Source organism: Streptomyces sp., from assembly GCF_035563135.1.
In the GTDB taxonomy this organism is placed as follows: domain Bacteria; phylum Actinomycetota; class Actinomycetes; order Streptomycetales; family Streptomycetaceae; genus Streptomyces.
Genome location: NZ_DATMVN010000628.1, coordinates 1 through 26,061, shown reverse-complemented (window position 1 = coordinate 26,061; position 26,061 = coordinate 1). Strand labels below are relative to the sequence as shown.

Annotated in this window: 23 protein-coding genes and 2 pseudogenes; 14 read left to right on the top strand and 11 right to left on the bottom strand. The window is 67.2% G+C overall.

Features of this window, described 5'->3' with window-relative positions; all coding sequences use genetic code 11:
- The first annotated feature begins 159 nt into the window (after positions 1-159).
- Positions 160-1,047, top strand: a complete 888-nt coding sequence (locus VN520_RS28095; RefSeq protein WP_325749758.1) for a Bax inhibitor-1/YccA family protein — start codon at positions 160-162, stop codon at positions 1,045-1,047.
- Between the two features lie 159 nt (positions 1,048-1,206).
- Entirely contained in the window at positions 1,207-1,536 is a 330-nt protein-coding gene (locus VN520_RS28090; protein ID WP_325749757.1) for a hypothetical protein, read from the top strand.
- Here VN520_RS28090 and VN520_RS28085 read toward each other — a convergent pair.
- From VN520_RS28085 to VN520_RS28075, 3 genes are all read right to left on the bottom strand, one after another.
- Entirely contained in the window at positions 1,533-2,372 is an 840-nt protein-coding gene (locus tag VN520_RS28085) for a hypothetical protein (protein ID WP_325749756.1), read from the bottom strand. The genes VN520_RS28090 and VN520_RS28085 overlap by 4 nt on opposite strands.
- A gap of 342 nt (positions 2,373-2,714) precedes the next feature.
- Entirely contained in the window at positions 2,715-3,935 is a 1,221-nt protein-coding gene (locus VN520_RS28080; RefSeq protein ID WP_325749755.1) for an acetyl-CoA C-acetyltransferase, read from the bottom strand.
- A gap of 213 nt (positions 3,936-4,148) precedes the next feature.
- A complete protein-coding gene (locus VN520_RS28075; RefSeq protein ID WP_325749759.1) occupies positions 4,149-5,198 on the bottom strand; it encodes an SGNH/GDSL hydrolase family protein in 1,050 nt (349 codons plus the stop codon).
- A gap of 155 nt (positions 5,199-5,353) precedes the next feature.
- Here VN520_RS28075 and VN520_RS28070 point away from each other — a divergent pair, with 155 nt between their 5' ends.
- Positions 5,354-6,757 (top strand): cystathionine beta-synthase, encoded by a 1,404-nt coding sequence (locus VN520_RS28070; protein WP_325749754.1) that lies wholly within the window; start codon positions 5,354-5,356, stop codon positions 6,755-6,757.
- Positions 6,758-7,132: 375 nt separating this feature from the next.
- Here the strand turns inward: VN520_RS28070 and VN520_RS28065 are convergent, their stop codons facing one another.
- On the bottom strand, positions 7,133-7,552 hold the full coding sequence (locus tag VN520_RS28065; RefSeq protein WP_325749753.1) for a hypothetical protein: 420 nt from the start codon (positions 7,550-7,552) through the stop codon (positions 7,133-7,135).
- Between the two features lie 128 nt (positions 7,553-7,680).
- On the opposite strand from VN520_RS28065, the gene VN520_RS28060 reads away from it, so the two are divergent.
- Positions 7,681-8,487, top strand: a complete 807-nt coding sequence (locus VN520_RS28060) for a maleylpyruvate isomerase family mycothiol-dependent enzyme (RefSeq protein ID WP_325749752.1) — start codon at positions 7,681-7,683, stop codon at positions 8,485-8,487.
- Between the two features lie 55 nt (positions 8,488-8,542).
- On the opposite strand, the gene VN520_RS28055 is transcribed toward VN520_RS28060, so the two are convergent.
- From VN520_RS28055 to VN520_RS28045, 3 genes are all read right to left on the bottom strand, one after another.
- Entirely contained in the window at positions 8,543-9,124 is a 582-nt protein-coding gene (locus VN520_RS28055) for a DsbA family protein (protein ID WP_325749751.1), read from the bottom strand.
- Between the two features lie 207 nt (positions 9,125-9,331).
- Positions 9,332-9,544 (bottom strand): hypothetical protein, encoded by a 213-nt coding sequence (locus VN520_RS28050; protein WP_325749750.1) that lies wholly within the window; start codon positions 9,542-9,544, stop codon positions 9,332-9,334.
- Positions 9,545-9,849: 305 nt separating this feature from the next.
- Entirely contained in the window at positions 9,850-10,713 is an 864-nt protein-coding gene (locus tag VN520_RS28045; protein WP_325749749.1) for an isocitrate lyase/phosphoenolpyruvate mutase family protein, read from the bottom strand.
- 1,235 nt (positions 10,714-11,948) lie between these two features.
- Between VN520_RS28045 and VN520_RS28040 the strand changes: the two genes are divergently transcribed.
- The 8 genes from VN520_RS28040 (at position 11,949) to VN520_RS28005 (ending at position 22,106) form a co-directional block, all read left to right on the top strand.
- On the top strand, positions 11,949-13,775 hold the full coding sequence (locus VN520_RS28040) for a non-ribosomal peptide synthetase (protein WP_325749748.1): 1,827 nt from the start codon (positions 11,949-11,951) through the stop codon (positions 13,773-13,775).
- The gene (locus VN520_RS28035) at positions 13,775-15,097 is read left to right on the top strand and encodes a condensation domain-containing protein (RefSeq protein WP_325749747.1); all 1,323 of its coding nucleotides are present in this window, start codon (positions 13,775-13,777) and stop codon (positions 15,095-15,097) included. The genes VN520_RS28040 and VN520_RS28035 overlap by 1 nt, the downstream gene beginning before the upstream one ends.
- Before the next feature lie 34 nt (positions 15,098-15,131).
- Entirely contained in the window at positions 15,132-16,337 is a 1,206-nt protein-coding gene (locus tag VN520_RS28030) for an ATP-grasp domain-containing protein (RefSeq protein WP_325749746.1), read from the top strand.
- Between the two features lie 41 nt (positions 16,338-16,378).
- On the top strand, positions 16,379-17,350 hold the full coding sequence (locus VN520_RS28025; protein ID WP_325749745.1) for a hydroxyacid dehydrogenase: 972 nt from the start codon (positions 16,379-16,381) through the stop codon (positions 17,348-17,350).
- 50 nt (positions 17,351-17,400) lie between these two features.
- Positions 17,401-18,498, top strand: a complete 1,098-nt coding sequence (gene argC / locus VN520_RS28020) for an N-acetyl-gamma-glutamyl-phosphate reductase (protein ID WP_325749744.1) — start codon at positions 17,401-17,403, stop codon at positions 18,496-18,498.
- Between the two features lie 101 nt (positions 18,499-18,599).
- Positions 18,600-19,700, top strand: a complete 1,101-nt coding sequence (gene pgk, locus VN520_RS28015; protein ID WP_325749743.1) for a phosphoglycerate kinase — start codon at positions 18,600-18,602, stop codon at positions 19,698-19,700.
- Positions 19,697-20,815, top strand: coding sequence for an iron-containing alcohol dehydrogenase (locus tag VN520_RS28010; RefSeq protein WP_325749742.1), 1,119 nt, complete (start codon positions 19,697-19,699; stop codon positions 20,813-20,815). The genes pgk and VN520_RS28010 overlap by 4 nt, the downstream gene beginning before the upstream one ends.
- Before the next feature lie 37 nt (positions 20,816-20,852).
- Complete coding sequence (locus VN520_RS28005) at positions 20,853-22,106, top strand: MFS transporter (RefSeq protein WP_325749741.1); 1,254 nt, start codon at positions 20,853-20,855, stop codon at positions 22,104-22,106.
- Between the two features lie 81 nt (positions 22,107-22,187).
- Here the strand turns inward: VN520_RS28005 and VN520_RS28000 are convergent, their stop codons facing one another.
- Positions 22,188-22,781: a DUF402 domain-containing protein gene (locus VN520_RS28000; RefSeq protein ID WP_325749740.1), complete on the bottom strand. Its 594-nt coding sequence runs from the start codon at positions 22,779-22,781 to the stop codon at positions 22,188-22,190.
- 83 nt (positions 22,782-22,864) lie between these two features.
- A pseudogene (locus VN520_RS27995) lies at positions 22,865-23,518 on the bottom strand (ISL3 family transposase); the annotation flags it as partial.
- Between the two features lie 333 nt (positions 23,519-23,851).
- Here VN520_RS27995 and VN520_RS27990 point away from each other — a divergent pair.
- Entirely contained in the window at positions 23,852-24,700 is an 849-nt protein-coding gene (locus tag VN520_RS27990) for a MurR/RpiR family transcriptional regulator (RefSeq protein WP_325749739.1), read from the top strand.
- 115 nt (positions 24,701-24,815) lie between these two features.
- Complete coding sequence (locus tag VN520_RS27985; RefSeq protein ID WP_325749738.1) at positions 24,816-25,385, top strand: hypothetical protein; 570 nt, start codon at positions 24,816-24,818, stop codon at positions 25,383-25,385.
- Between the two features lie 10 nt (positions 25,386-25,395).
- Here VN520_RS27985 and VN520_RS27980 read toward each other — a convergent pair whose 3' ends face one another.
- Both VN520_RS27980 and VN520_RS27975 read right to left on the bottom strand, forming a co-directional pair.
- Positions 25,396-25,770 carry a hypothetical protein gene (locus VN520_RS27980; RefSeq protein ID WP_325749737.1) on the bottom strand — a complete coding sequence of 125 codons (375 nt, stop codon included), beginning with the start codon at positions 25,768-25,770 and terminating at the stop codon, positions 25,396-25,398.
- Between the two features lie 98 nt (positions 25,771-25,868).
- Positions 25,869-26,061, bottom strand: a pseudogene (locus VN520_RS27975) (hypothetical protein); the annotation flags it as partial.

Here is a 26,061-nt window from a genome sequence, read left to right as displayed (position 1 = left end):
CTTCACCCGGGTGGGGGAAGGCGTGTCTGGTCCGACGACAAGTTCCCCGGTGAGGCGGCGAGAGTTCTCTCAAAGATCCTCCTCTGGCACTAGGGTCATTGTTTTGCCTACCCATTACTCTTGATGCAAGGCCACGCACGGTGGCCATGGAGGAGTGAAATGAGGAGCAGCAACCCGGTCTTCTCGCGACGGGGGTTCAGCCGCGACAACGGCTACGCGGGCTTCAACGCGGCGCCGCAGGCCGGGGCCCCCGCAGCGGGTGCCAACCCGTACGCGCAGGGCACCGCCGCCAACCCGTACGCCACGAACCCCTACGCCCAGCAGGACACCCAGTACGGCGCCCCGCAGGCGCCCGCGCGCTCCGGCGCGATGACGATCGACGACGTCGTCACGCGTACGGCGATGACGCTGGGCACCGTGGTGCTCACCGCCGCGCTCTCCTGGGCCCTGCTGCCGGTCGACGAGGCCAATCTCGGCAAGTCCTACGGCATCGCGATCGGCGCCGCCCTGGTGGCGTTCGTCTTCGCGATCATCCAGTCCTTCAAGCGCAAGCCGGCGCCCGCGCTGATCCTTGCCTACGCGGCCTTCGAGGGTGTCTTCCTCGGAGTGATCTCCAGCACGGTCAGCACCTACATCAGCCCCGGCACGGTGATGCAGGCGGTGATGGGCACCATGTGTGTCTTCGCCGGTGTCCTCATCGCGTACAAGATGCGCTGGATCCGCGTCACCCGCCGCTTCTACGGCTTCGTGATGGCCGCAGCGGTGGGCTTCGTGCTCCTGATGATGGTCAACCTGCTGTTCAGCGTGTTCGGCGGCGGTGACGGCCTCGGCTTCCGCAGCGGCGGCCTCGGCATCCTCTTCGGAGTCATCGGCGTCATCCTCGGTGCGTGCTTCCTGGCCCTGGACTTCAAGCAGGTCGAGGACGGCATCAACTACGGCGCACCGCGCGAGGAGTCCTGGCTGGCGGCCTTCGGCCTCACCCTGACCCTGGTGTGGATCTACCTGGAGATGCTGCGTCTGCTCTCCATCATCAACGGGAACGACTGAACCCCGTAGTCACGACGACGGAACGGCCCGCAGGCAGCGCCTGCGGGCCGTTCCGTCGTCGCGGGGGAGTGCGCAGCACGCGGCGTAGGCCCTTCGCGGGTCCGCGCCCGAAGGGCGGCGCGTTGGCGACCGTCCGGCAGGGGCGCGTAGGGTCACGGCGTGCTCGATACGACGCCCCTGATCACCGCCGTGGACCGATTCGCCGACCGCCTGCGGAGCACCCCGCAGAGCCGGCTGCAGCGCGGCGTGGCCGCAGAGGCCCTGGAGACGGCCAGAGAGCTGTCCGCCCGGGCCCAGCGCGCCGAAGCTCCGGACCAGGAACCGAGGACCATGCCGGACGCCGGGATATTCGCGGTCGGTGACCAGCTCGCCGTAGCGGGACGGGACCTGGCCGTGGCACTGGAAACGGCCTCGTCCCGGGAGCTGGACGAGGCCGTGCGGCGTGTCGAGGAGGCGGCGGCGAGGACTTTCGCACCCGGGCCGCGCTAGAACGAGGCGATGACGCGGTCGGCGAGGATGTAGACGTTCTCCTCGCCGCACGAGAAGGTCAGCGCGTAGGCGCCCGAGACACCGGAACCGCCCAGCAGTACCGGCTGCTCACCGGAGCGCAGCGAGTCGGCGAGCCGCTCGGCGGTCTCCCGGTGGCCGGGGGTCATGCAGAGCGTGGTGCCGTCGGCGAAGACGTAGACGTCGAGTGTGCCGAGGGGGCCGGGGCGCACGTCGGTGAGCTCCGTAGCCGTATCGGCGAGCCGCTCCAGGCGCTTCACGGTACGCTCATGGTCGGTGACCACAGGTGTCTGCACCGGGACGAAGTCCGGGTGCGAGGGGTGGCGGCGACGGGCCGCGGCCAGCTCGGGGGAGTCCTCGGCGTGCTCCGCGTACTCGGCGATCTCGGGCATGTCGGTGAGCTCGGCCAGTTCCGTCAGCTCGTCCAGGGCCTCACCCGCTTCGAGGTCCATCGCCTCCATGCCCGTGAAGTCGGTCTGGCGGGGCATGAAGAACGGGATGTCCTCGCCGAGTCCGCCCAGCAGGGACGGGGCGTCGGTGGCGTCACGCGCCTCCTGGGCCGCCCAGAAGGCGCGGGCCTCGGCGAGCTCGCGCTCCCGTTCCTCGGCGAGTGCGTCGACGACGGCCGCGCGTATCTCCTCGACGGGCGTACCGGAGCTGCGGTTCTGCTGCTCGGGCACGGACGCGTAAAGGCACCGTCCCTCCGCCAGCTCCGTGCGCAGGGCTGTGACCTGCTTGCGCAGCCCGTGAGCAGCGTGCAGAGCGGCGGCGCCGACGGCCGTGGCAGCGGCGGTGGTCAGCAACAGGGCAAACGGCATGGCGCTCACTGACATACTCCCGGTTTCAATCGACACCCCCGACTTCCTACATCAGCTTGTCTTGTACCGGTGCGCGCTGTCAGTGCATTACGTCACGAATTGGACAGGTCTTTGGGCCCGGTGTTTAACCCCGTGATCGGTGTGACCTGCAGGAACGACTCTCCCCCGGGACGCAGGTCACATCCTGGGGGAGATTCGGTCACGATCGGGGCTCGGACGGTTCAGGAGGCCCCCCGCGAGGGAGGGGCGGGACGGACGCGGGCCCGACGGAGCCGGTGGGAGGGCGGAGGCCGCCACGGCTCAGCTCAGCCGCTCGCCTTGTCGCTCGCGTTCCGCTACGGCTCAGCTCAGCCGCTCGATGACCATGGCCATGCCCTGGCCGCCGCCCACGCACATCGTCTCCAGGCCGAACTGCTTGTCGTGGAACTGCAGGCTGTTGATCAGCGTGCCGGTGATGCGGGCGCCGGTCATGCCGAAGGGGTGGCCGACGGCGATCGCGCCACCGTTGACGTTGACCTTGTCCAGCGGCAGGCCCAGGTCCCGGTAGGACGGGATGACCTGGGCGGCGAACGCCTCGTTGATCTCGGCCAGGTCGATGTCGTCGATGGTCAGCCCGGCGCGCTTGAGCGCCTGCTTGCTGGCCTCGACCGGGCCGTAACCCATGATCTCGGGGGACAGGCCGGAGACGCCCGTGGAGACGATGCGGGCCAGTGGGGTCAGGCCCAGCTCGCGCGCCTTGGTGTCGGACATGATCACGAGCGCGGCGGCACCGTCGTTGAGCGGGCAGCAGTTGGCCGCGGTGACGAGGCCGTCGGGGCGGAACACCGGCTTCAGGCCCTGCACGCCCTCCAGGGTGACGCCCGCGCGGGGGCCGTCGTCCTTCGAGACGACCGTGCCGTCCGGGGTGGTCACGGGCGTGATCTCGCGCTCCCAGAAGCCGTTCTTGAGGGCTTCCTCGGCGAGGTTCTGCGACCGCACGCCGAACTCGTCCATGTCCTGGCGGGTGACGCCCTTGATCCGGGCCAGGTTCTCGGCGGTCTGTCCCATCGCGATGTAGGCGTCGGGGACCAGGCCCTCCTCGCGCGGGTCGGTCCAGGTCGTGCCCTCCTGCTCGGCCCGGGCGGCGGTGCGGGCCTCGGCGTCGGCGAAGAACGGGTTGCGGGTGTCCGGCAGGCTGTCGGAGTTGCCCTTCGCGAAGCGGGACACCATCTCGACACCGGCGGAGATGAAGACGTCGCCCTCACCGGCCTTGATGGCGTGCAGTGCCATGCGGCTGGTCTGGAGCGAGGACGAGCAGTAACGGGTGACCGTGCAGCCGGGGAGGTGGTCCATCCCCATCTGTACGGCGATGATGCGGCCCAGGTTGTTGCCCTGCTCGCCGCCGGGAAGGCCGCAGCCGAGCATCAGGTCGTCGATGTCCTTCGGGTCCAGCTCGGGGACCTTGGCCAGCGCCGTTCGGATGATGGTCGCGGTCAGGTCGTCCGCGCGCAGATCCTTGAGGGACCCCTTGAAGGCCCGGCCGATGGGCGAACGGGCAGCAGAGACGATCACGGCTTCGGGCATCACGCGGCTCCATGAGGGCTGGAAGGCAGGAAGGCTGGGCTGCCTTGGAAGTTACCCGGACGTATAGCTGAGGTCACCCAACAGGCGATGTGATGCGGACCTCTTTTCTAAGCAACCGCTCAGTCGCCCGCATTGTTCCCCGGCGGAGGGGGCACGCTCCGGCGGAGAGGCACGCTCCGGCAAAGGGGGCACGCTCCGGCAAAGGGGGCACGCTCAGGCCCGCCGCCGCGCCGCCCCCGGCCCTCCGTCGTGTCCGGGCAGCCGCCCGCCGCCCGTGTGCGTCCCCGTGTCCTCGTGCGGCACCGGTTCCGTGTGGGCGGGCAGGCGCCGGCGCCTGCGGTGCTTCAGCAGGGCCCACGGCGCCCGTGCCGCCGTCACCTCGGTGCCCGCCTCCCGTGCGGCGCGGGAGGCCGCCTTGGCCACCGGCAGCATGCCCTCGCGGCGTGAGCCGTCCAGGCGGTCGGACTCCGGCCACAGACCCAGGGCCGCGCACAGGGTCGGCAGCATCGCCATCGAAGCGGTCGCGTAGCCCTCGGCGGAGGGGTGGTAGTTGTCAGGACCGAAGAGTTCCCGGGGATTCGCCTCGAACTCCGGACCGAGCAGGTCGCCCAGCGAGACCGTCCGCCCGTCCTGTTCCACCACACCGATCGTCTGGGCGGCCGCGAGCTGCCGGCTCACCCGCCGGGCCAGCCACCGCAGCGGCTGGTAGACCGGCTCGATCGTGCCCAGGTCCGGGCAGGTGCCCACGACCACCTCCGCGCCGGCCGTGCGCAGTCTCCGTACGGCCGTGCTGAGGCAGCGCACCGACTGGGTCGCCGGCATCCGGTGGGTCACGTCGTTCGCGCCGATCATGATCACGCAGACGTCCGGCACCCCTGACGGATCCGCCAGCACGAGGGAGACCTGACGGTCCAGATCGTCCGACCTGGCTCCCGGCAAGGCCACGTTCCGAAGGTCCACCGGCCGTTCGGCGACCGCCGCCAGCCCGGACGCCAGCAGCGCCCCAGGGGTCTGTCCGGCCCGGCGCACACCCTGGCCGGCCGCCGTCGAGTCGCCGAGCATGACGAAGCGCAAAGGGTCGGCAGGACCGGCGAAGGCCACCCCGTACCGCCCGTCCGCGCTCGGCGGGACCGGGGCACTGCCCCCGCCCACCTGCCGCTTCGCCAACTGCACCTCGGCCAGTACCAGGCCGACCGTCGCCGCGCCGATCAGCCCGACGCTGCCGCCCCCGTAGGCCGCACCCGCTGCGATCCGCCGCGCCACCCTCGCTCTCGACACAGTCCGGTCCACCTCCTCCGTGCCGCACAGCCGTACACAGCACTACCTGCCCCGTGGAGGGCGTAGCTCAATCGCTTCGTCCAATCTCCTCCCCGTACGCATACTCTTGCCTGACCATCACGGAGATCCCGGAGTACACGGTGCAATTCCACGATTCGATGATCAGTCTTGTCGGCAACACCCCGCTGGTCAGGCTGCGCAATGTGGCAGCAGGCATTCAGGCGACGGTCCTGGCCAAGGTCGAGTACTTCACCCCCGGCGGGTCGGTGAAGGACCGCATCGCGCTGCGCATGATCGAGGCCGCCGAGCAGAGCGGCGAGCTGAAGCCCGGCGGCACGATCGTCGAGCCCACCAGTGGCAACACCGGTGTGGGCCTCGCGATCGTCGCCCAGCAGAAGGGCTACAAGTGCATCTTCGTCTGCCCGGACAAGGTGTCCACGGACAAGATCAACGTGCTGCGCGCGTACGGCGCGGAGGTCGTCGTCTGCCCGACGGCCGTCGACCCCGAGCACCCGGACTCGTACTACAACGTCTCCGACCGGCTGGTCCGTGAGACGCCGGGAGCCTGGAAGCCCGACCAGTACTCCAACCCCAACAACCCGCGCTCGCACTACGAGACCACGGGCCCCGAGCTCTGGGACCAGACGGAGGGCCGGATCACCCACTTCGTCGCGGGCGTCGGCACCGGCGGCACGATCACCGGCACGGGCCGCTATCTCAAGGAGATCAGCGAGAACCGCGTGCAGGTCATCGGCGCGGACCCGGAGGGCTCCGTCTACTCGGGCGGCTCCGGGCGCCCTTATCTCGTCGAGGGGGTCGGCGAGGACTTCTGGCCGAGCGCCTACGACCGTACGGTCACGGACGAGATCGTCGCGGTCTCCGACAAGGACTCCTTCCGGATGACCCGCCGCCTCGCGAAGGAGGAGGGCCTGCTGGTCGGCGGCTCCTGCGGCATGGCGGTCGTAGCGGCCCTGGAGGTGGCCGAGCGCCTCGGTCCCGAGGACGTGGTGGTCGTGCTGCTGCCGGACAGCGGCCGCGGCTACATGAGCAAGATCTTCAACGACGAGTGGATGGCGGACTACGGCTTCCTCGACGATCCCGGCCCCTCCGCACAGGTCGGTGCGGTGCTCGACTTCAAGGAGGGACCGCTCCCCTCACTCGTCCACATGCACCCCGAGGAGACGGTCGGCGAGGCCATCGACGTGCTGCGGGAGTACGGCGTCTCCCAGATGCCGATCGTGAAGCCGGGCGCGGGGCACCCGGACGTGATGGCCGCCGAGGTCATCGGCTCCGTCGTGGAGCGTCAGCTGCTGGACGCGCTGTTCACCCAGCGGGCCACGCTGTCCGACCCGCTGGAGAAGCACATGTCGCCCCCGCTGCCGCAGGTCGGCTCGGGAGAGCCGGTCGAGGACCTGATGGCCGTGCTCAGCGGAGCGGACGGAGCCGACGCGGCGATCGTCCTCGTCGAGGGCAAGCCGACGGGCGTCGTGAGCAGGCAGGACCTGCTGGCCTTCCTGGCGAAGGGTGCGGCCCCCAAGCCATAGGGCCGGTTCCCGGGCTTCGCGCAAACGGTACGAGCGCGACACGTTGACGCAGCATCGGCTTAACACGCATCCGGCACAGTAAGGGGTGTCGGCAGGGAAACCCGCCGGCGCCCCATACGGCGACACGGACTACGGAGCGGCTCCCGGACCTCCACCGTCGCCAGGACGCGGCACCCGGCCCTGACCCGGGATCGCGTCCCTCGCGGGGACCGCCGTCGTCCCGCCCCCTGGGCAACCGGGGGTGCGGCGGTCCCCGCGATTATCCATGCGCGTAGACGTGGACACGGGCCCGGGCACAGGTGCAGGCGTTTCTCAGCCGTTTCCGCTGTCCCGGACGCACCGGACGCACCGAATGCCCCGGACGCCCCGGACGCCTCAGCCCTCCCAGTCGGTCGGGGACCGTTGCTTTCCCCGGCCCCGCGGCCACGCGCGGGCGGCATGTACGGCGTTCACGCCGACGATGCCCAGCCAGGCCACGACGAGCCCTTTGATCCCGGCGTTCGCGACGCCGATCGCGGACAGGGGGACGGCGAGGACCAGCGAGGCCACGCCGAAGCCGAACCGCTCCCCGAACGTCCCGGCCGGTCCGGCGGGCCGCGCGCCGCCCCGGGCGGCGGCCATCCGCTGCTCGGCGAGGTGCCGCCGCATCCGCTGGTCGTGCGTGCCGGCCAGCCGCTGCTCGGCCTTCTCCAGGAAGGAGTCGATGAGCGCGGACTCGTACTCCGGTCCGAGCTCGCCGCGGGCCTTCAGGGTGGCATCGAGCTCTCGCCTGAGCTCAGGGTCACGGGCTTCCATGCGCTTCACGGTACGAACCCCGGGCGCCCCGGTCATTGGGGTTAGCCCCCCTGTTTCGGAGGCCGTCGCACAGCGCGGGCCCCGGCGCGCCGGCGTAGCGTTGGTGCCGGAAGACGGGAGGCGCGCTCATGGCCACCACGACGACACCGTCCGCCCGTGCCATCCCCCGCACGTCCGGAGTGAGGGCACGTCTGGTCAACGAGGCCGAGCTGCGGGCGACGCTCTCCACCTTCCGCGAACTCTCCGACGAGGACTGGCGGCGCCCGACCGCCTGCACGGGCTGGACGGTCCGCGACATGCTGGCCCACACCGTCGGGCAGTACGAGGAACTGCCTCGCCCCTGGGTCGCCGTGCGCCGGATCCGGCGGGCCGCGCGGACCCATCCGGACCTCGGCCCCCTGGACGGGCACAACGAGGCCCAGATCGAGGACCGGAAGGCCGTCCCGGGGCGCGAACTGATCGGAGCCCTCGCCCACTTCGCCCCCCAGGGCCTGATCGCCCTGCGCCGCGTGCCGGCCCCGGTCCGCCGCAGGGTCCGGCCGAGCTGGCTCTATCCGGAGGCGAAGGCGCTGGCCGAGGACTCGATGGACCACCTCGGGAACGTCCTCGTCGCCCGGGACACCTGGATGCACCGGGTGGACCTCAGCGACGCCACCGGGGCGGAGCTGGTCCTCGACGGGCACGACCGGGAGATCGTGGACCAGGTGGTGCTGGACCTGGCCCTCTCCTGGACGGGCCCCGCCGTGGAGACCGACCTCCACGGCCCCGCCGGAGGACGCCGTCTGCTGGGCATCGGCACCCCGGCGGCGATCCTCCACGCGGACGCGGTCGACTTCGCCCGGCACCTGTCGGGGCGGCCGGTGCGCGGCAGCCTGGAGCTGGAGGGCGAGCCCGGGGCACGGGCCGCGCTGATGGCGGCCCGCGTCGTGTTCTGAGCCCCGCGGGTGAGACGCGGCGGGCGGTACGCGGTCCTGGTGGCGGACCGGGCGCTCACGGGGGAGTCACCTCGGCGAGGAAGGCCTCGGGGGTGACCGCGTGGCCCAGGGAGCTGATGACGGGGACCGGGGTGCGGTCGATCAGGACCGTCGGGGTGGACCGGACACCGCTCGCCCCGAAGGCCGCGGCCACCTGCGCCGCCCAGGGCAGGTAGGCGCGCTCCACGACCTTCTGCCGGAAGCCGTCGGTGTGCAGCGCCTCGACCTCGCCGGCCAGCCGCAGCAGCGTCTCCGGCTCGGCGAAGGCGTCCACGTCCTCACTGGGCTGATCGGCGTACAGCGTCCGCAGGAAGTGCATGAACGGCTTCTGCCCCTCGTCCGCCGCGGCCCCGAGCGCGGCCAGCGCCTGTAGGGAGCCGCTGCCGCCCGTGGCGTCGTCGATGAACGTGCCGAAGTGGTGGTCCACCGCGAATCTGCCCTCGTCCGCGGCGCGCTCCATCACCGCTCCGAGACCGAGCTCCATGCGCTTGCAGAAAGGGCAGCGCAGATCGGCGTAGACACTCAGCACATGCGTGGCCTCGGTGTCGCCGTAGCGGACGATGACGCCGCCCGGCCCTCTCGTGTTGGCTGGGATCATGCTCCCAGGGTCGGCAGGGGACGGCAGGCCCGCAATGCGAGCGGTCTGTGGCCACGCCTGAGAGCCGCCGCTGAAGATGGGACTTGACACGCCCTCTGACCTGGTCACTGCTAATTTGATGCATCTCTAACCGAGGTCATTCTGGGGCAAGGGAAATGAGAGCGGAGCTGACCAGGGGTTCTCGCTGCGTGTGAGCTTAGAGCGCCATCACACCGCCGCTGTTGTCGCGGGCGATGGCCTGCCACTCCAGCACCGGGCAGGCAGCGACCAGCAACGTGTGCGCCCGTCCACGCCGCTCGCGGCGACGCCGCCCATCGCCTCGTCGTGGACGGGAAAGTTGCCCTGCAGGGCGTCGCAGTGACCGTAGCCGTGGGACAACTGCCGCTCGCTCATGGTCCTGCTGCTCTCCACGATCTGCATGTCTCATGAGACATCGAGTCATGCAACAGGCTTCGGTGCGAAGTGGGCTTCGCGGTTCAGGTCGCCTCGTCGCCCGACAAGCGCGATGAGACATCAGCGGCTCCAGGCGTGGCGTGACGCGAATCCCACCATGCTCGCTTTCGGTGGCCTGTCGTCAAGCCGAGCCGCTGGAGTGAAACTTTCTCACGCTACTCTCACTTGACGCGCGAGGGAGGTGTGCCGGGGCGCAGCGGTACACCTCGCCGGGATGTGTGTGGAACCTGCAGCTCCTGCTCAGCGAGGCGCCCGCGTGCACCCGGTACGGGTTAGACGGCTTCCAGAGCCTGCCACGCCTGGAGCTGCTGCAAGCCGAAGACCTCCTTCACCGGGGCGATGCTCTCTTCCAGGGCTGTGGAGTCGCCATGACGCTGGATGGACTCGAATGTCGAGCGCAGCGACGAAACGGTGGCGCGCAGCCCCTGGTTTGCATAGATGACCACGGAGACACCGGCCTTGGCGATGTCGTCGGCGTGCCAGTCGGGGTACGTGGTCGGCACGATCACAACTGGCCGCCGACCGTCCCAGCGCTCAAGGAACTCCTCGACCTCGTCCTTGGTCTTTGACTTAGAGTGGATCAGGACCGCATCTGCGCCGGCGTCGACGTAGGCGTACGCCCGCTCCAATGCGACGTCGATCCCCATCCCGTTGATCAGTGCTTCGGTGCGAGCGACGACGAAGAACTCCTCCGTCCGCTGTGCCTGTTTGGTCACTCGGATCTTGCTGCAGAAGTCTTCCGTGCTCAGCAGCGTCTGGTCCCCGCCAGCAAAGCTGTTCAGCTTCGGGAACAGCTTGTCTTCCATACACACCGCGGTGATACCCGCAGCCTCGTACTCGTGGACCATGTGCGCCACGTTGAGGTTATTGCCGTAGCCCGTGTCACAGTCAGCTATGACCGGGATTCCCAGCGCCTTCTGCATGTTTGCCGCAGCCTCGAGGTACTCGGTCATCGTGAGAACACTTGCGTCGGGCAGACAACGTGCAGCCGAGACCTCAAGACTCGACGACCATACGGCGTTAAATCCGGCCTGTTCGGCCAGGACTCCACCGAGGGCATCGTGGGCTCCGGCAACGCGAACGAGCTCGCCCTTCGCGACGACCTCGCGGAACGAGGGGTAATTGCGGCGCAACATGTACGTTCTCCATTCAGTGATTGGATATTGATGAAAAGGGTGATTGCTCGTCGACCGCATAACTAAGGGCGTCGAGTCATGGCCAGGTCGAGGCGTCTTAAGAACATCAGGCAGGGCTCGGTGAGCGAAACAGTTTCCCGCAGGGGAGTCCAACACTCAGCCGACGTTCTAATGGCGCACGCCATAGGAAGCGATTATCGCGAGATGACTGCATTCCTGACGGGCGTGAACCTACCAAGGAACGCTGTGCAGAACTCACTGACGCAGTAGCTGCTACGCTCACGATTTCTACTGTTCAAGTCGCATTCACCATCGTGCGTGCAGCCGTGAAGAGCGGGACACGATTTCCAACTTGAGCTGCTGCGAAGGTGTCTGCGAGGTCAGAAACCCGGGTTTTAAGCCGGCACCGACACGCCTGAGGGGCTGGACCCTCACCTTGAGAGCGCCCAGTGCTGGGCCACCGCGAAACGATCTGCCGACACGCCTGGTTGCCAATAATGGAACCACAGGTGTGCGCATCCATCGGGCGCCTACGTTTTCCTGCGTAAAGATGAGAAATGAATATATCAAACCCGCATCCCCTCGCACGCCAGGAATGCAGCGACCTTATGGATGGATGCCGGAGCGGTGATGTCCTGTGATCGCTGGGCGATGAAATCTTGCGGCGCTTCACTTCCGGATGTCAAATCTGTGAATGGCAGGTACACGCAAGATGAACGTCCGGCATTGATGAGTATGCCCGATTCACCCGATCGCACTTGGGTGCTACGGGCAGGTAGCTCTACAGGGAACGGTCAATGATGATCAAGGGAACTGCAATGCAACGGTAAATAGCGCAAAGATATGGTCGACTCACCCGCCTCGAAAGAGGTGGCGCGGGCCCTGAACCCTGGTGATTTTTGGGTCCTTGGGCGGTTTGGCGAAGTTCGTCACTGCGTGTAGACGCCGTCCTGTGAGCACGGCAACAACGCTTTGACAGGCGGTTACGCGCGATGATTGCGTGTAGCTCGCCAGGGCTTGCTCGCGGCAACGGACTGCAACTCCGTGAGCCAACTGGGCTGTGGCGCCGTTGAGATGTGAGTGTTAGCGCGCATGGTTGGCCCGCTTCACCCCATCGGTCTACCGAATGCCGGTGCCGTCGCCATCGGTTTGGTCTGAGCAGCCGGCCGTCACTCGGATCACAGATCCCAGGCACATCGGCATCTCCGCCGTGCCACAAGCAAAAAGAGGTAGGAATGTCATCCATCACGGCCCCCTTTCGAGAGCCGGTCGCCCTCATTCCGCTGAGCGACGTTGACACGATGTTCCGCGAGGCGGTCGCCAAGGATCCCGACTATGTGGCGGTCACCGATCCGCATAGCGCACTGACCTACCGCGAACTGAACCTAGAGGCTGATCGTGTGGCCGAGGCGCTCAAGGCGCACGGTATTGCGGACGACGATGTCGTGGCCGTGGAGGATACGTGCACCGTTGGTGCCATCGCCGGGCTGATCGGCGTGTGGCGTGCCGGCGGCGTCATCATGCCGCTGGACCCGGCCCTGCCGGATGCGCGGCGGCGGAAGATGATGGACACAGCGAGACCTGCAGCTGTCATCAAGCCGTCCGGCATGTGGCCCGATGCGATCCACCGGCTTGACAAGGACTTTGTATGCTCCTCGCAGGAGCATGTCACAGTTCCGCGCCGCGGTGGGTACATCTTCTTCACTTCTGGCAGTACGGGGGAGCCCAAGGCAGTGGTTGGGGCTGCCCAGGGTCTGGCTCACTTCGTTTCCTGGCAGCGGGACACCTTCGCCCTCGGCCCCGGCGACCGCTTCGGACAGCTGACTCGGTGGTCCTTCGATGTGATGCTTCGCGAGGTCTTCACCCCACTGACAGCTGGCGCGACACTGTGCCTGCCCGGCGACCGGCACCCGGATCCGCGCAGCATCTTCCAGTACGCAAGACAACAGCAGGTCACCGTTCTGCATGTGGTGCCGTCCCTGGCACGGCTCTGGCTTCTTAACGATGCGAGGGACCTCGTCCTGCCCGACCTGCGGACCACATTCTTTGCTGGTGAACCGCTCGAGGGTGCTCTCGTGCAGAAATGGCGCGACCGGGTACAGCCTGACGCTCGTGTCGTCAATCTCTATGGGCCCACCGAGACAACCCTGGCGAAGTGCATGCTAGAGGTTCCACACGGGGCACAAGGACCCCTCCCGGTCGGCCACCCACTGCCCGGCTGCGAGGTGGCCATCTTTACTCCCGGCACCTGGGAATGTCCGGCACCCGGTGAGCCCGGCGAGATCGTTATCCGCACTCCCTACCGGTCAAGCGGCTATCTCTCTGCGACCGCTTTCGCCCCCAACCCGTTCCGCTCCGACCCGGACGATCTCCTGTACCGGACCGGTGACCGGGGCATCTTCGATGATGAGGGCCAGCTCCACGTCTTGGGCCGTATGGACGACCAGGTCAAGGTGCGTGGTGTGCGGATCGCGCTGCGCGAGGTCGCCCGTGCCTTGGAAAGCGTCTCTGGTGTGACCCAGGCGGCTGTCATCGACCACAAACACGACGGGCAGACACAGTTGCATGCCTACGTCGCCGCTGCGGATCCGAAAGCTGTGCCCCTGCGCGAGCTGCGGCAAGCCGTCAGCGCGGCCCTTCCTCCGGCCGCCGTGCCGAGCCGGATCACCCTGGTAGGGAGTCTTCCGCTGCTGCCCAACGGCAAGGTAGACCGTACCGAGCTGCGCCGGCGCAGCTCGGAGACCGAGTCGACCGCGCCTGCTGCGCCGGAAGCGACGCCTGCTCCCCACGTCGTGGCCCACGGAGCGGACGATGCCCTGACGTATGTCATGCAGGTCTGCCAGCGCAGCCTTGAGCTCGATTCTCTGGGGCCGGATGACGATCTGTTCGACCTCGGGGTCGACTCGCTGCTTGCGCTGGAAATCGCCACGGCCCTCGAGGAGAGCTACGGCGTCGAACTCGGCCTCGGCGTGGTCTTCGAGGCACCCACCGTGCGCGAACTCACCGCACGCGTTGCCGAGTTGACCCCTGCGCCGTCGGCAGGCAGCGAGGTGACGGCGTGATGGGCGGCAGCCAGCCTGACGCACTCGCATCGTGGAACCAGCGGCACAGACTGCTGCAGACCGTTACCGACGCCGAGCGCGGTGTCTTCAATCCCAACCACTGCGTCATCGCATTCAACGTTGAAGGCAGTCTCGACCTCGCGGCGCTGGATCGTGCCTGGCGTCAGCTGCAGTTGCGCCACTGGGTGCTGCTCACTTCCTTCGGAGATGACCAGCAGACCTGGAATCTGCAGCAGCTCGCTGAACCAGGCGCCCTGGTGGTGCTGGCTCGCAAGGCCGAGGCGAGCGTCGACGCCGGCACCGCGCACCCGGCGCTGCACGATGTTGCTGCCCAGCCATTCGACCTCCATCGGGGCCCGCTGGCTCGCATGGCCGTGCTAGAGACAGGTCCACAGCAGTACCAGGCGTGCCTCGCGATGGAGCACCTGATCAGCGATGGGTGGTCCTACGACGTGATGCTGCGTGACCTGCGCGCCTTGTACGCGGCGGAGACCACCGGTGAATCTGCGCCCCTCCCCGACATCGCGATGACCTACCCGGAATACGTGGCCGAGCAGAACGCCTACCTGGACACACCCGCCGGGCGCTTGGCGCGGGAACGCGTAGGACAAATGCTCAGCGAGGTCGGAGTATTCCCCGAAGTTGAACTACGCGGCTTCTCAGGAACCTGCGTGCGCCACGAACGCACCGCCCGGTTCACCGGACGCGTGGACCCAGACCTCTACGGCCATCTCACACCCGCCTCCAAGACGACGCGCATGACTCGCCTGAACCTGGTGCTAGCCGCCCTGCACGCCTCCCTCGGGGAACTCTCGGGCAGGTCCATCGTGGGATCGACCATGACTACCGCCAACCGGTCCAGCGCGCGCACCCGCAACACCGTGGGCTGGTTCGCCAGCAAGGTCATCGTCCCCAGCCGACCGGACGAACTGAACGATCTCTCCGCATTCCTCGACAGCCTGTCCAAGGGCATCATCGCCGCCATCGGCGCAAGCAAGGTGCCCTGGCCCACTCAGATTTATGACCTCGCCCGCCCCAGCTTCGGCTACCAGGCGGCGGTTCCTTTCGTCACCTTCAACGCCAAGCCTGCGCGCATGCGCACGAGCATCCCGGACGACCTGTTCGCAGGCGCCAGCAGCCAGCGAATCAAGCTGCGAATCGGCTGGCAAGACGCTGCCATCGCGACGTACTGGGATGAGCACGACGGAGTCGACCTGGCCATCGACTACAAGACCGACTGGTACAGCTGCGCCGACGTTGAAGTGTTGTGGGAGCACATCGTCCGCCACCTCAAGTTGCTGGCGTCGGCCTTCGCCGGCTGAGCCACCGCGAAAACGCCGCACGAACAGGAACACCATGCACATCCTCATGATTAATTCAGGCCGGGGCGAGGTCCTGGACTACCTTCCCTCCGACGCCGAACTCACGGTGATCACTGAAGACGCCTACACACATCTGTATCCGCCCGCTACCCGCATCCATGTCGTCAAAGACATCGGCGATCTCACGGCCGTACGCGCACTAACCGCCACCATCCACGCCGACAGGTCGATTGACCGCATCGTGGGGCCTTCGGAGCGCAGCCTCCAGGCGGCTGGCTACCTGCGCTCATTCTTCGGCATCGACGGCACCAGCTACGACGTGTCCAATCGCTTCTCCAACAAGCTGGCTATGAAGAACGCCTTGAAGCAAGCGGGCCTTCCGCTCACGGACTACCGGGGAGTGTGCGGCGTCGACCAGATCCACGCTGCCATCGAGGACCTCGGCTATCCGGTGGTGGTCAAGCCTGCCCTCGGCGCGGGCGGCTCGGACGCCTTCGTTCTCCGCACACCCAGGGACCTGACAGCTCTGGTCGACACCGAGCAAGGCGCGGGCCTGCGCAAAGTCAGCTGCCCACTGTTGGTCGAGCGGTTCGTCGACATGAGCGCCGAGTATCACTGCGACGGCGTGGTTCGCGCCGGCAGCTGCGACTTCCTCGCTGTCTCCAGCTACTTCACACCGCTACTCAGCCGCGGAGAGAATTACACTGGCTCCTACGTCCTGCCCAAGGACCACCCCGACACGGCGACAGCCACCGCACTGCACCAAGACACCGTCGAGGCACTCGGTCTGGACGCCGGCGTCACGCACATGGAGCTTTTCCGCACCCCCCAGGGCCTGCTGGTGAGCGAGATCTCCTGCCGCCCAGCCGGCATCGGCGTCATACCCGGAATCGCACGGCAGACCGGCGTGGACCTGTGGCACGCCTTCATCGACGCGGAACTCGGACGCACGCCCAGCGTGCAGCCGCGCCACACGCCCAGCCGGGGCATTGTGGTCAACTGTGCCCTCCCGCTGCGCTCCGGCCGCATCATCCGCATCTCCGCTGCGGAGGACCTCTCCGAACTCCCCGGCGTCACCGCCGTCGACATGCGGGCTAAAACCGGCGACTTCATCAGCCCGCGCTTGTTCACCTCCTCCGCCAGCGGCTACGTCTTTCTCGAAGCGACCTCACTCCAGGAGGTCGAACAGCTCGTGCACAACCTAAGGGAGAGCTTCGTCCTGGACGTAGAGCCCGTCTGACCTCCGCCTGACCACTTACTACCTGACTTCCACGAGAGCCCATGAACCTCCCCCCCCTTTCGGCCCATACTCCGGCCCGCATCCTGGTCGTCGACCCGATCGCCCCCAGCGCCCTCGAGCAACTGCGCAACAACTACGACGTGACGGTCCGCATGCAGCCGCCCGAACATGAGCTCGGCACCCTGCTCAAGGAAGCCGATGCGATCGTGCTGCGCAGCGGGGTCAAGCTCCCCGGACACCTGATCGCCGCCGCTTCCGGTCTGAGGGTGATCGCTCGCGCCGGCAACGGCACAGACAACATCGACCTCTCCGCCGCCCGCGAGGCAGGCGTCCAGGTCTTCAACATCCCCAGCGTGTCATCGTCCGCGGTCGCCGAGCTGGCGCTTGGCCTGGCCTTCGCCGTGGCCCGCAACATCGCTCTCGCTGACCGCGAAGTGCGCGGCAACATCTGGCGCAAGGCTGAGCTCGCCGGGAGCGAGCTGTCCGGCAAGACGATGGGCATTGTGGGCCTGGGCAGCATCGGCACCAAGCTCGCCGCGCTCGCCAGCGGCATCGGAATGCGGGTCGTCGCCTCCGTGAATCGCCACAGCGACGACCGGCAGGAGCAGTGCCGCCGACTTGGCATCGAGCTGCAGTCCACCACCGACGTACTGCGCCAGGCCGACGTAGTCGTTCTCGCCTGCCCCCTCAACGACCACACCCGGCAACTCATCGACGCGCAGGCCCTGCGCCATATGAAGCCGACGGCCTACCTCGTCAACGTCGCCCGGGGCGGTGTAATCGACGAAGGCGCCCTGCACACTGCCCTTAGCGACGGCACCATCGCCGGCGCAGCGCTCGACGTCCTGGCCACCGAACGACAGCCCAGCCGCCTGGCGGACCTCAACAACGTCGTCCTCACGCCGCACATCGGCGCGATGACCCACGATTCGCAGGACCGGATCGGGCAGCTGCTCCTCAATGGACTTCAGCTCGCCCTGGCCGGACAGGACGCCCCCACCCGAGTGTGCTGACCTCAGACGACCACCACCCCCGCGACAACCAATCAGCAAGGCCAACGCACGTGAACCACAACCTCAACGTTGCCGTCATAGGCGGCACCGGCTACGCCGGCGGCGAACTGTGCCGCCTCCTGCTCAACCACCCCCATGTCGACACTATCTGGCCCACCGCCCGCGGAGAGGAGGAATTCGAGCGTATCCATCCGAACCTTCGTGGCAGCGGACTGCACTTCACCAGCCTCGAAGCCGTACGCGCCCGGGTCGATGAGCTCGACATCGCCTTCTTCTGCACCCCCTCAGGCGAGGCGATGCGCTTGGCAGGCTGGTTCCTGGACCGCGGCGTCCGAGTGATCGACGTGAGTGCCGACTTCCGCTTCACCGACCCCGACAGGTACCAGCGGGTCTACGGCAGCGCCCACCAGGCTCCGGACCTGCTGGCCGAGGCGGCATACGGGGTCACCGAACTGAACCGCGACGCCATCTCAAAGGCCCGCCTGGTCGCCAATCCCGGCTGCTACGTGATTACCGCGATCCTCGCCCTAACGCCGCTGCTGCGCGCCGGCTGGGCAGACCTCGATCAGGCGATACACATCAGCGCTGTCAACGGCACAACGGGTGCGGGCAACAAGCCCAAACGCGCCATCATGCACGCCGAAGCCCTGAACTCCATGCTCCCTTACAGCATGGAGGGACACCGCCACGGCCCTGAGCTCGAGACACACCTGGCTTCCGCAGCGGGACGACCCCTCACGATTGACTTCAACACTGCTCACGGCAACTTCGCCCGCGGCATCTACCTGCAGGCCAATCTGGCCGTACGTCCAGACCTCGCCGACAGCATGACCCGCCAGGGCCTGCTTTCCCTGCTCACCGACTACTACGGTGCCGGCGGGGACAAGGAGTTCTTCGTCCGCATCAATGATCTCGCCAAAAGTGGCGGCTTGAACGCCAAGGACTACGACATCTATCCGAGTCTCGCCGCGGTCAACGGGTCCAACTTTTGCCACATCGGTGCGGACTACGACGCCGATCGCGGCATCATCAAGCTGCTCTCCGTCACTGACAACCTCGTCAAGGGCGCCGCTGGCTCCGCGATACAGAACATGAACGTGATGATCGGCATCGACGAGACCACCTCCCTCCGCCAATACGGACTGTGACGATGCCTGGAACCGTCGCTGCCCCGCGCCGCCTCCAAAACCAACCCATCGAGCCCGGACAGCGTTGGCTCTTCTCCGCAGGCTTCAACTGCGCCCCCGGGATGACCGACACCTCACGAATCGACAGCGAACTCAACGATCTTCGCTACCTGGCAGCCCGCGGAGCCAAGGTCGCCGTACTCTCCCACCAGGGAAGCCACCGTGACGGCACCGCCACGCACCTACACGAGGCCGCCGCCTACCTCACCCGTCAGCTCGGCCAGCCGGTGAAGTACGTACCCGAGAACGCATCGGATGCCGCGGTCAGAGCCACTCACGGCCTGGCGGACGGACAGATCGCGCTGTTTGGCAACAGCCGACTTCACGCCGGCGAAGAGGACAACGATCCCGAGCTTGCGCGCCAGTTCGCCCAGCTCGGCGACTACGCGGCCATCGGCGGCTTTTCAAAGGCCCACCGCTGCCACGCCTCCAACGTCGGCATACTCGATCACTTGCCCGGATGGGCCACCAACAGCCTCATCCACGAAGCTGACCGGCTCACCCCCTGGACCGGCCGCGCCACCGACACACTGTCCATCGCCGCAGTCGGCGGGCGCAAGGCCGAGAAGAGTTTGATCGGTTTGCCCTGCTTTGCTCGAAACTACGACATCGTCATCCCCGGCGGCGCCGTCCTCAACCATCTCCTTCGCCACCTGGGTCACGACATCGGCGACTCTTACCTGGGCGAAAATCCCGGGCGTCGGGCCACAGCCACACGCGCCGCACTTGAGAACTCGCGAGCACGCATCCATGTGCCGAGCCAGGTGGTCATCGCTCGGGACGACGGGACCTGGCAAGACGCCCAGACCATCACCATCTCGGATGGTGTGCCCGCCGGGTACGCGATCGTCGACTTCCTCCTCCAACCCTGGCTGATCGAGGAGCTGGAGCGTCTCATCGCCGGAGGCCGCATGCTGATCGCGGGCACCCCTAATCTGCACGCGCTCGGCCACACCCACGCCACCTCACCACTGTTGGCCTGGGCAGAATCTCCCGCCGTACACGCCATGCTGCTGGGCGGCGACACCGTCGCAGAACTCCCATTCAGCGGCCCCACCTCCACCGGTGGCGGCTCGGCGCTGTGCTACCTCGAACAAGCCGACCTCGCCGTACTGGAGGCGCTGCGGCGCAACGCCGCTGACGATCGCAAGGACCGCCCGTGAATTTCGACCTCCACCTTCCCACCCGCGTCGTCTTCGGACGAGGACGCTTGGACGAGCTCGGCCGTGTGACCCGTCAGTTCTCCGATCGCGCCCTGCTGATGACCGGGCGCACGGCCATGCGAACCTCCGGCTACTTGCAACGCGCCGTCGACATTCTGCGCGCCGCTGGCGTCAAGGCCGAGGTGTTCGAGGGCGTCTCCGCCAACCCGCGCTCCGACGAGGTCGACCAGGCCATGCGGTTGGCCCGCGCCCACCACGCCGGGGCCATTATCGGCATGGGCGGCGGCAGCGTCCTCGATGCAGCCAAGGCTGCAGCCGTGGCCATCCAGCACACTTCCGTCGGCCCTCTGGTGGGCACCACGATCGCCCTCGAGACCGACACCCTGCCCGTGATCGCGGTACCCACCACTGCCGGCAGCGGCGCCGAAGTCACCAAGGGCGCGATCATCACGGACATCGGCCGCGGCTTCAAATCAGGCATCCGAGGAGACGCGCTCTTTCCTCGCGTCGCAGTCGTCGACCCCACACTTACCGATCACCTGCCGCGGCGTGTAGCTCTGGAGTCCGGTTTCGACGCGCTCGCCCACGCGGTCGAGGGAGCCGTTGCCCGCCGCTCCACCCCGCTCAGCAGGAACCTGTCTCATCAGGCCGCCACCTTGTTGTCGGAGCATCTACCTCGGGTCGCGCAGGACCGTGCCGACGCGCACAGTCGCGATGCCTTGTCTCTTGCCGCCCTCCTCGGCGGGATCAACGTTGCCAACGCCAGCACGTGCCTGCCCCATCGTCTACAGCAGGCAATGGGACAAGGAGGGCCAAAGGAGCCTTCCCACGGTCTCGGACTCGCCATCCTCTATCCCGCCTGGCTGCGGTACGCCTACCCGCACGCCCCGGGCGCCTTCGACGCCATCGCCGCTGCCATGGGACACGACGACATCCACCGCGCCGTGTACGAGTTCCTGAACGGCATTGGCCTGCACACCACATTGAGCTCGGTCGGATACAGCCGGGAGGACATTCCGGCATTCCTTGCAAACATCAGCGGAAATCTCGATAACGACCCTATCGAGGACATCGACGACGCTCTGATAGAGGACCTGTACCGCAGCGCGCTCTAACGAGTCGGAGCCACGCAGAAAGCCAGCCTTCCCGCCTATGAACACATTTTCCCGTATCGGCGCCGCAGTCAGAGACGGCACCACCGGCTTGCCCAAGCAATTTTGGTGGCTATGGACCAGCACGCTGATCAATCGCCTCGGCAGCTTTGTCACCACATTCCTCACGCTCTATCTCACAACCGAGCGCGGCTACAGCATCAGCTATGCTGGCCTGGTTACTGCCCTGTACGGAATAGGGGGGTCTGCGGCGGCACTGATCGGAGGAGTTCTCGCCGACCGCGCCGGACGCCGCACCACACTTCTAATATCCCAGGTAGCTACAGCTATCACCACGGCCGCCCTCGGGTTCGTGGAGAACCCGGTACTTGTAGCCGTCGTCGCAATGCTAGTGGGGATATCTAGCAATGCGCAACGTCCTGCAGTGCAGGCGATGATGGCTGACATCGTTCCGGCCAAGGATAGAGTTCGGGCGTTCTCTCTGAACTACTGGGCCATCAACATAGGTTTCGCAGTTGGTTCGTCAGCTGCTGGCCTGATCGCCCAGCATGGTTATCAACTACTCTTCCTGATCGGATCTGCGGCTACGCTCCTGTGCGGACTAGTGGTATTCGCTAAAATCCCAGAGACTAGACCAGCGCCCTCCGCGTCGGGTGATAGCAGCGGAGAAGTTGGTATCGGGTCGGTTGCCCGAGACGGCAAGTTCATGACGCTAGTGCTCTTGTCTTTCCTGATCGCCATGCTGTTTCAGCAGGCTCCGACATCCCTGCCGGTCAGTATGAGTGGCGAAGGGCTCACAAGCGCCAACTACGGACTGGTAATCAGCGTCAACGGCATACTCATAGTGCTTCTTCAAATACCGCTGACGCGCCTGATCGACAACAGGAATCAAGGGTCCCTGATGCTGATCTCGTGCCTGCTGTGCGCCGGGGGGTGGGGGCTAACCGCAATGGCCACCTCGGTTCCTTTCTATGCGTTGACGGTCGGAGTCTGGACCCTGGCCGAGATCATCCATTCACCGACCAATATGGGGCTTGTCATCTCCCTGTCGCCCACCCACGCCCGAGGTCGGTACCAGGGGATGTACTCACTGGCGTGGCAGGCCGCCTCCTTTGTTGGCCCGCTTCTGGCTGGAACAACGATCGACCGCTTCGGCGACACCACATGGTGGCTCTCCTGCACTGCCGTCGGCGTAATCGCTGCGTGCGGCTATTACATGCTGCTCCGGGGTGCCGGGAGCGCTCCGGCGCAGCAGGAAGATAGGACAAAGGAATCAGCGCTGGCTGAGCAGTGACATTCTGTAGGTGTGAAGAGGGCTGTGGCCAACATCCATCAAGGATGTTGGCCACAGCCCTCTTCACGTAGTGTCCAAGCCCTACGCACCGCTGGTAAGGGTCACCGCACCTGGCACTTTCCACTCGGCGGGCGCAGACCATGCTGTCCAGCGATCGCCCCACCAGGGTGTACCGGCCTCAATCATGTCCACCACCTTCCGAGCCTCTGCTCGAACCATGTCTGCCTCGCCCGGCCTGAACCCGCCTGAGCGGGCTCGTTCCTCGAAGTGCTCGAGATCCTTCCACTGGTAGCCGCTACGGTCGGCAGGAATCCAGATATCCAATTCTTGATCGAGCGTGTCGAATCCTAGAGGGGTACGGCGCATGGGCTCTTGAAAGTTGATGTACCAGCCGCTGAATTCTCCATGCTTCCAAAAGTGCCAGACGGAGTAGCCGTCTCCGGGTCGTTGCACCTGAAGAACCCCTTCGGACTGCCATGTGTGATCAAAATGTACCCACGGATGGAGTCCCCAGGTGAAATCTCCTGTGCCGAATGTCAAGGGAGTTCCATGGAAAAGATACACTGCGAGGAACTCTGGATGATCCTCCACTGCTGTGACCGGATACACGATCCACTCGCGGCCATCGAGTATCTCGCGCCGCCTTATGACCTCTCCTGCGTTAAAACGCCTCATGGGCATTACTGTACCGTCCCGGTAGGAGGAGCCATCACACGGGCATCGGCGCGAAGGGCTCGACCATTGCAGGGTCTTCGAATTTAACCGGGCTTTGCCTCTCTGTGGTTCCGCCGGGTGGTCGCGCAGCGTGACCTTAGGCGTTGGTGGTCGCGGTTGCGGAAGCCGAAGGCATTGCGGGCTTCGAGCTTGACCAGGCGGTTATTGCCCTCGCTGGCGGCGTTGGTGATTCCGGTGATCACGTAGGTTTCGATGCCGTCCCACCATTGGTCGACGGTTTCGGCGAGGGTGATCAGTTCGGGCAGGTGGGGGCGGTCGGCGCAGAAGCCCTGGAAGCGATAGCGGGCGGCGGAGATCGCGGCACGGTCGGGGGTGACGTGGGCGTGCTTGAAGGTGAGGTGGAGCAGGTCGCGCAGGAGTTCCTTGGCCTGCCAGGCCTCGTGGATCTGCCGTCCGTAGGTGCCCATCTGCGTCAACTCGGATGTGAGGAAGGCGAGTTGGGGAGGGATGAGGTCTTCTTTGTTGCGGCGCAGGAGCTTGCGGACGGTGTAGATCGCGTCGCCCTTGCAGGCGCGTCTCCCGTGCTGCTTCCAGGTGAGGCGGCGGCGCAGGTCGGCGAGGTGGCGCTGGGCGAGCTGAACGATATGGAAGCAGTCCACGACGATTTCGGCCTGGGGCAGGGCCTTGCGGACGGCGGCGCGGAAGGTGGTGCACAGATCGATCGCGACATAGCGGACCTGGTTGCGCCAGGGAGCGGTTCAGCCGCGCCATCCGGTCAACCCACGACCCGAAGGCTTCCCCCATCCGCGGGGCTGTGACCAGCGCTAATCGCCGTGGCAGCACTGTTGTCACCTCTAGAAAGTGACGCAGGACACTCTCATGTAGAGGTACACGCTATCAAGCGCACTATCACGTTGGGGTTCACGCCCTCATTTCGACCTTCCGCCCTCAACGCCGGGTGCGGCAGCCGTGTCCGACGCGGGGGCTGTATATGGACATGCAGACCGCTTGCTGGCTGAATGAATTCCTCGGCGCCCGACCGGTGCGGCGGAACTCCGGAGGGGACAGACATGAGCGGGAGCAGCCCGGCTGCGCGGTTGCAGCGGCTCTTCGAGGGGCGGCGGCTCACGCCCACCCAGCGGCGGATCGCACACTCCATGGTGCGGCGGGCCGCCGATGCCCCCTTCCTGTCGAGTGTGGAGCTGGCCGAGCTGGCCGGGGTCAGCCAGCCCTCCGTCACCCGCTTCGCCGTGGCGCTGGGGTTCGACGGGTACCCCGCGCTGCGCAGGCACCTCAGGGAGGTCACGCCGGACGGGGCGGCCGGCAGCCACGGCGTGGAGGAGAGCCTCAACGAGTACCAGCAGGCGGTGCGGGCGGAGATCGAGAACCTGCGGCAGCTGTCCGAACTGCTCGCCGACCCGGCCCCGGTGGAGCGGGCGGGGCGGCTGCTCGCCGGGTCCAGGCCGCTGCTCGTGCTCGGGCTGCGGGCCGCCTCCTCGCAGGCCCGGGGCTTCGGGTACTTCGCCGCCAAGGTGCACCCGGACGTACGGGTGCTCGACGAGGGCGGCAGCATGCTGTACGACCGTGTCGACGCCGCCAGGCGGGCGGGTGCGAGCGCGCTGATGTGCTTCGCGCTGCCGCGGTATCCGTGCGAGGCCGTGGACGCGCTGGCGTACGCGCGGGAGCAGGGGCTGACCGTCGTGACCGTGGCCGATTCGGTGTTCGCCCCGGTGGCGGCCCACAGCGATCTGCTGATCCCGGCCGCCGTGGGGACCGGGCTGGCCTTCGACACCGCGTGTGCGCCGATGCTGCTCGGGAGGGCGCTGCTGGAGGCCATGTGCGACGGGCTGCCCGAGGCGCAGGCGCGGCTGGAGGAGTTCGACGCGGGGGCCGCCGCGCGGGGGCTCTTCGTCGAGTAGGAGGAGCTCAGGTCCGGCGGCCCGGGTTCCGCCGGTTCTCAGACGTCGCTCATCTGTGCCCGTTAACCTCCGCGCCCAGAAGGTCCACAGGGAACCGTGGGAGAGGGGTACGGAGATGGGACGCGGAGCGCAGTCGTTGGCGAGAGTGGCCGTGATCGTACGGGCCGGGGCCGCGCCGTTGTGGTGGCCGGGGCTGCTGGCGGCGGCCGTCGGGGCGTTCGTCCCCGGCCTCACCGGCCGGCGGGTCGGGCTGCTGGCCGGGGCCGCGCTGTTCCTGGTGACCCTGGCCGCCGTGGCGTCCGCACGGACGGGGCGGTACGCGGAACTCGCGAAGGGCGCCGCACGGGCCGGTCGCGGTGACTTCCTCCAGGACCGGGACGTCACCGTACGGAACTGGCGGCGGGGCCGGCGCTGGTGGCTGGCCGGTGCGTTCCTCGTGGCGGTCGCGAGCGCGTATGTGCTGCCGGGGGCCGGAGGGCTCGCGCTGGCCGGGGCCGGCGCGGGGCTCTGGGTCAAGGCCGTACGGCTCGGACAGCGGGAGCGCCGGGAGGACGTCCTGTACTGGGTGCGCACCGACTGGGCGCAGCGCGGCCGGCCCGCGGGCAGGCAGGTGAAGGCCTACCGGACGACCGGACCGGTGGCGGGGGACGCCGCGCCCGGTGGGGCGCGGCGCCGCCGCCGGTGAGGAGGCCGCGTCAGACCTCCAGTTCCGCTTCGATCTTCCGCAGCTGGTGGCGGGCCATCGCGAGGTTGGCCCGGCCGCCGTCCAGCACGAGGTAGAGGAACAGGCCGTTGCTGCCACGGGTCTTGAGCAGCCGGATCAGGTGGTACTGGGTGTTGAGGGTGATCAGGATGTCCTCGATCTCGTCCTTGATGCCCAGGTGCTCCATGGTCCGGAGCTTCGCCCGGACGACGTCCGTGTTCCCGGCCGCCGCGACCTCCAGGTTGAAGTCCTTGCCACCGCCGAGGGTGCCCAGGGCCATGCCGCTGGTGTAGTCGACGAGTGCGACACCGAGGGCCCCCTCGATCGACGCCATCGCATCCTTCAGTGATGCTTCGGTGTTGGCCATAGTGCTCGTTTCCTTTCCCTGGCCGGCCCGGTGGCCGGTCCGTTACTGGCTGGTGCGTCGTCCGCCGGCGGCGGGTGCGTCTTCGGCCGGTCCGGGTGTCATGGGGGATCCGGTGCGGTGGTGCGGCGGGGCAGGGCCCCGGGCTGCTGCGGGTGCGAGGGCGGCGCGGGGCGGTCGGCGCGGTCCTGCGCGGCGTCGACCAGCTCGCCGATGCGTGCGCCGGCGCGGCGGCCTTCGAGATGGAGGCGGCCCACGTTGATGCGGTCCTCGGCCAGCAGGGTGAGGACGGCG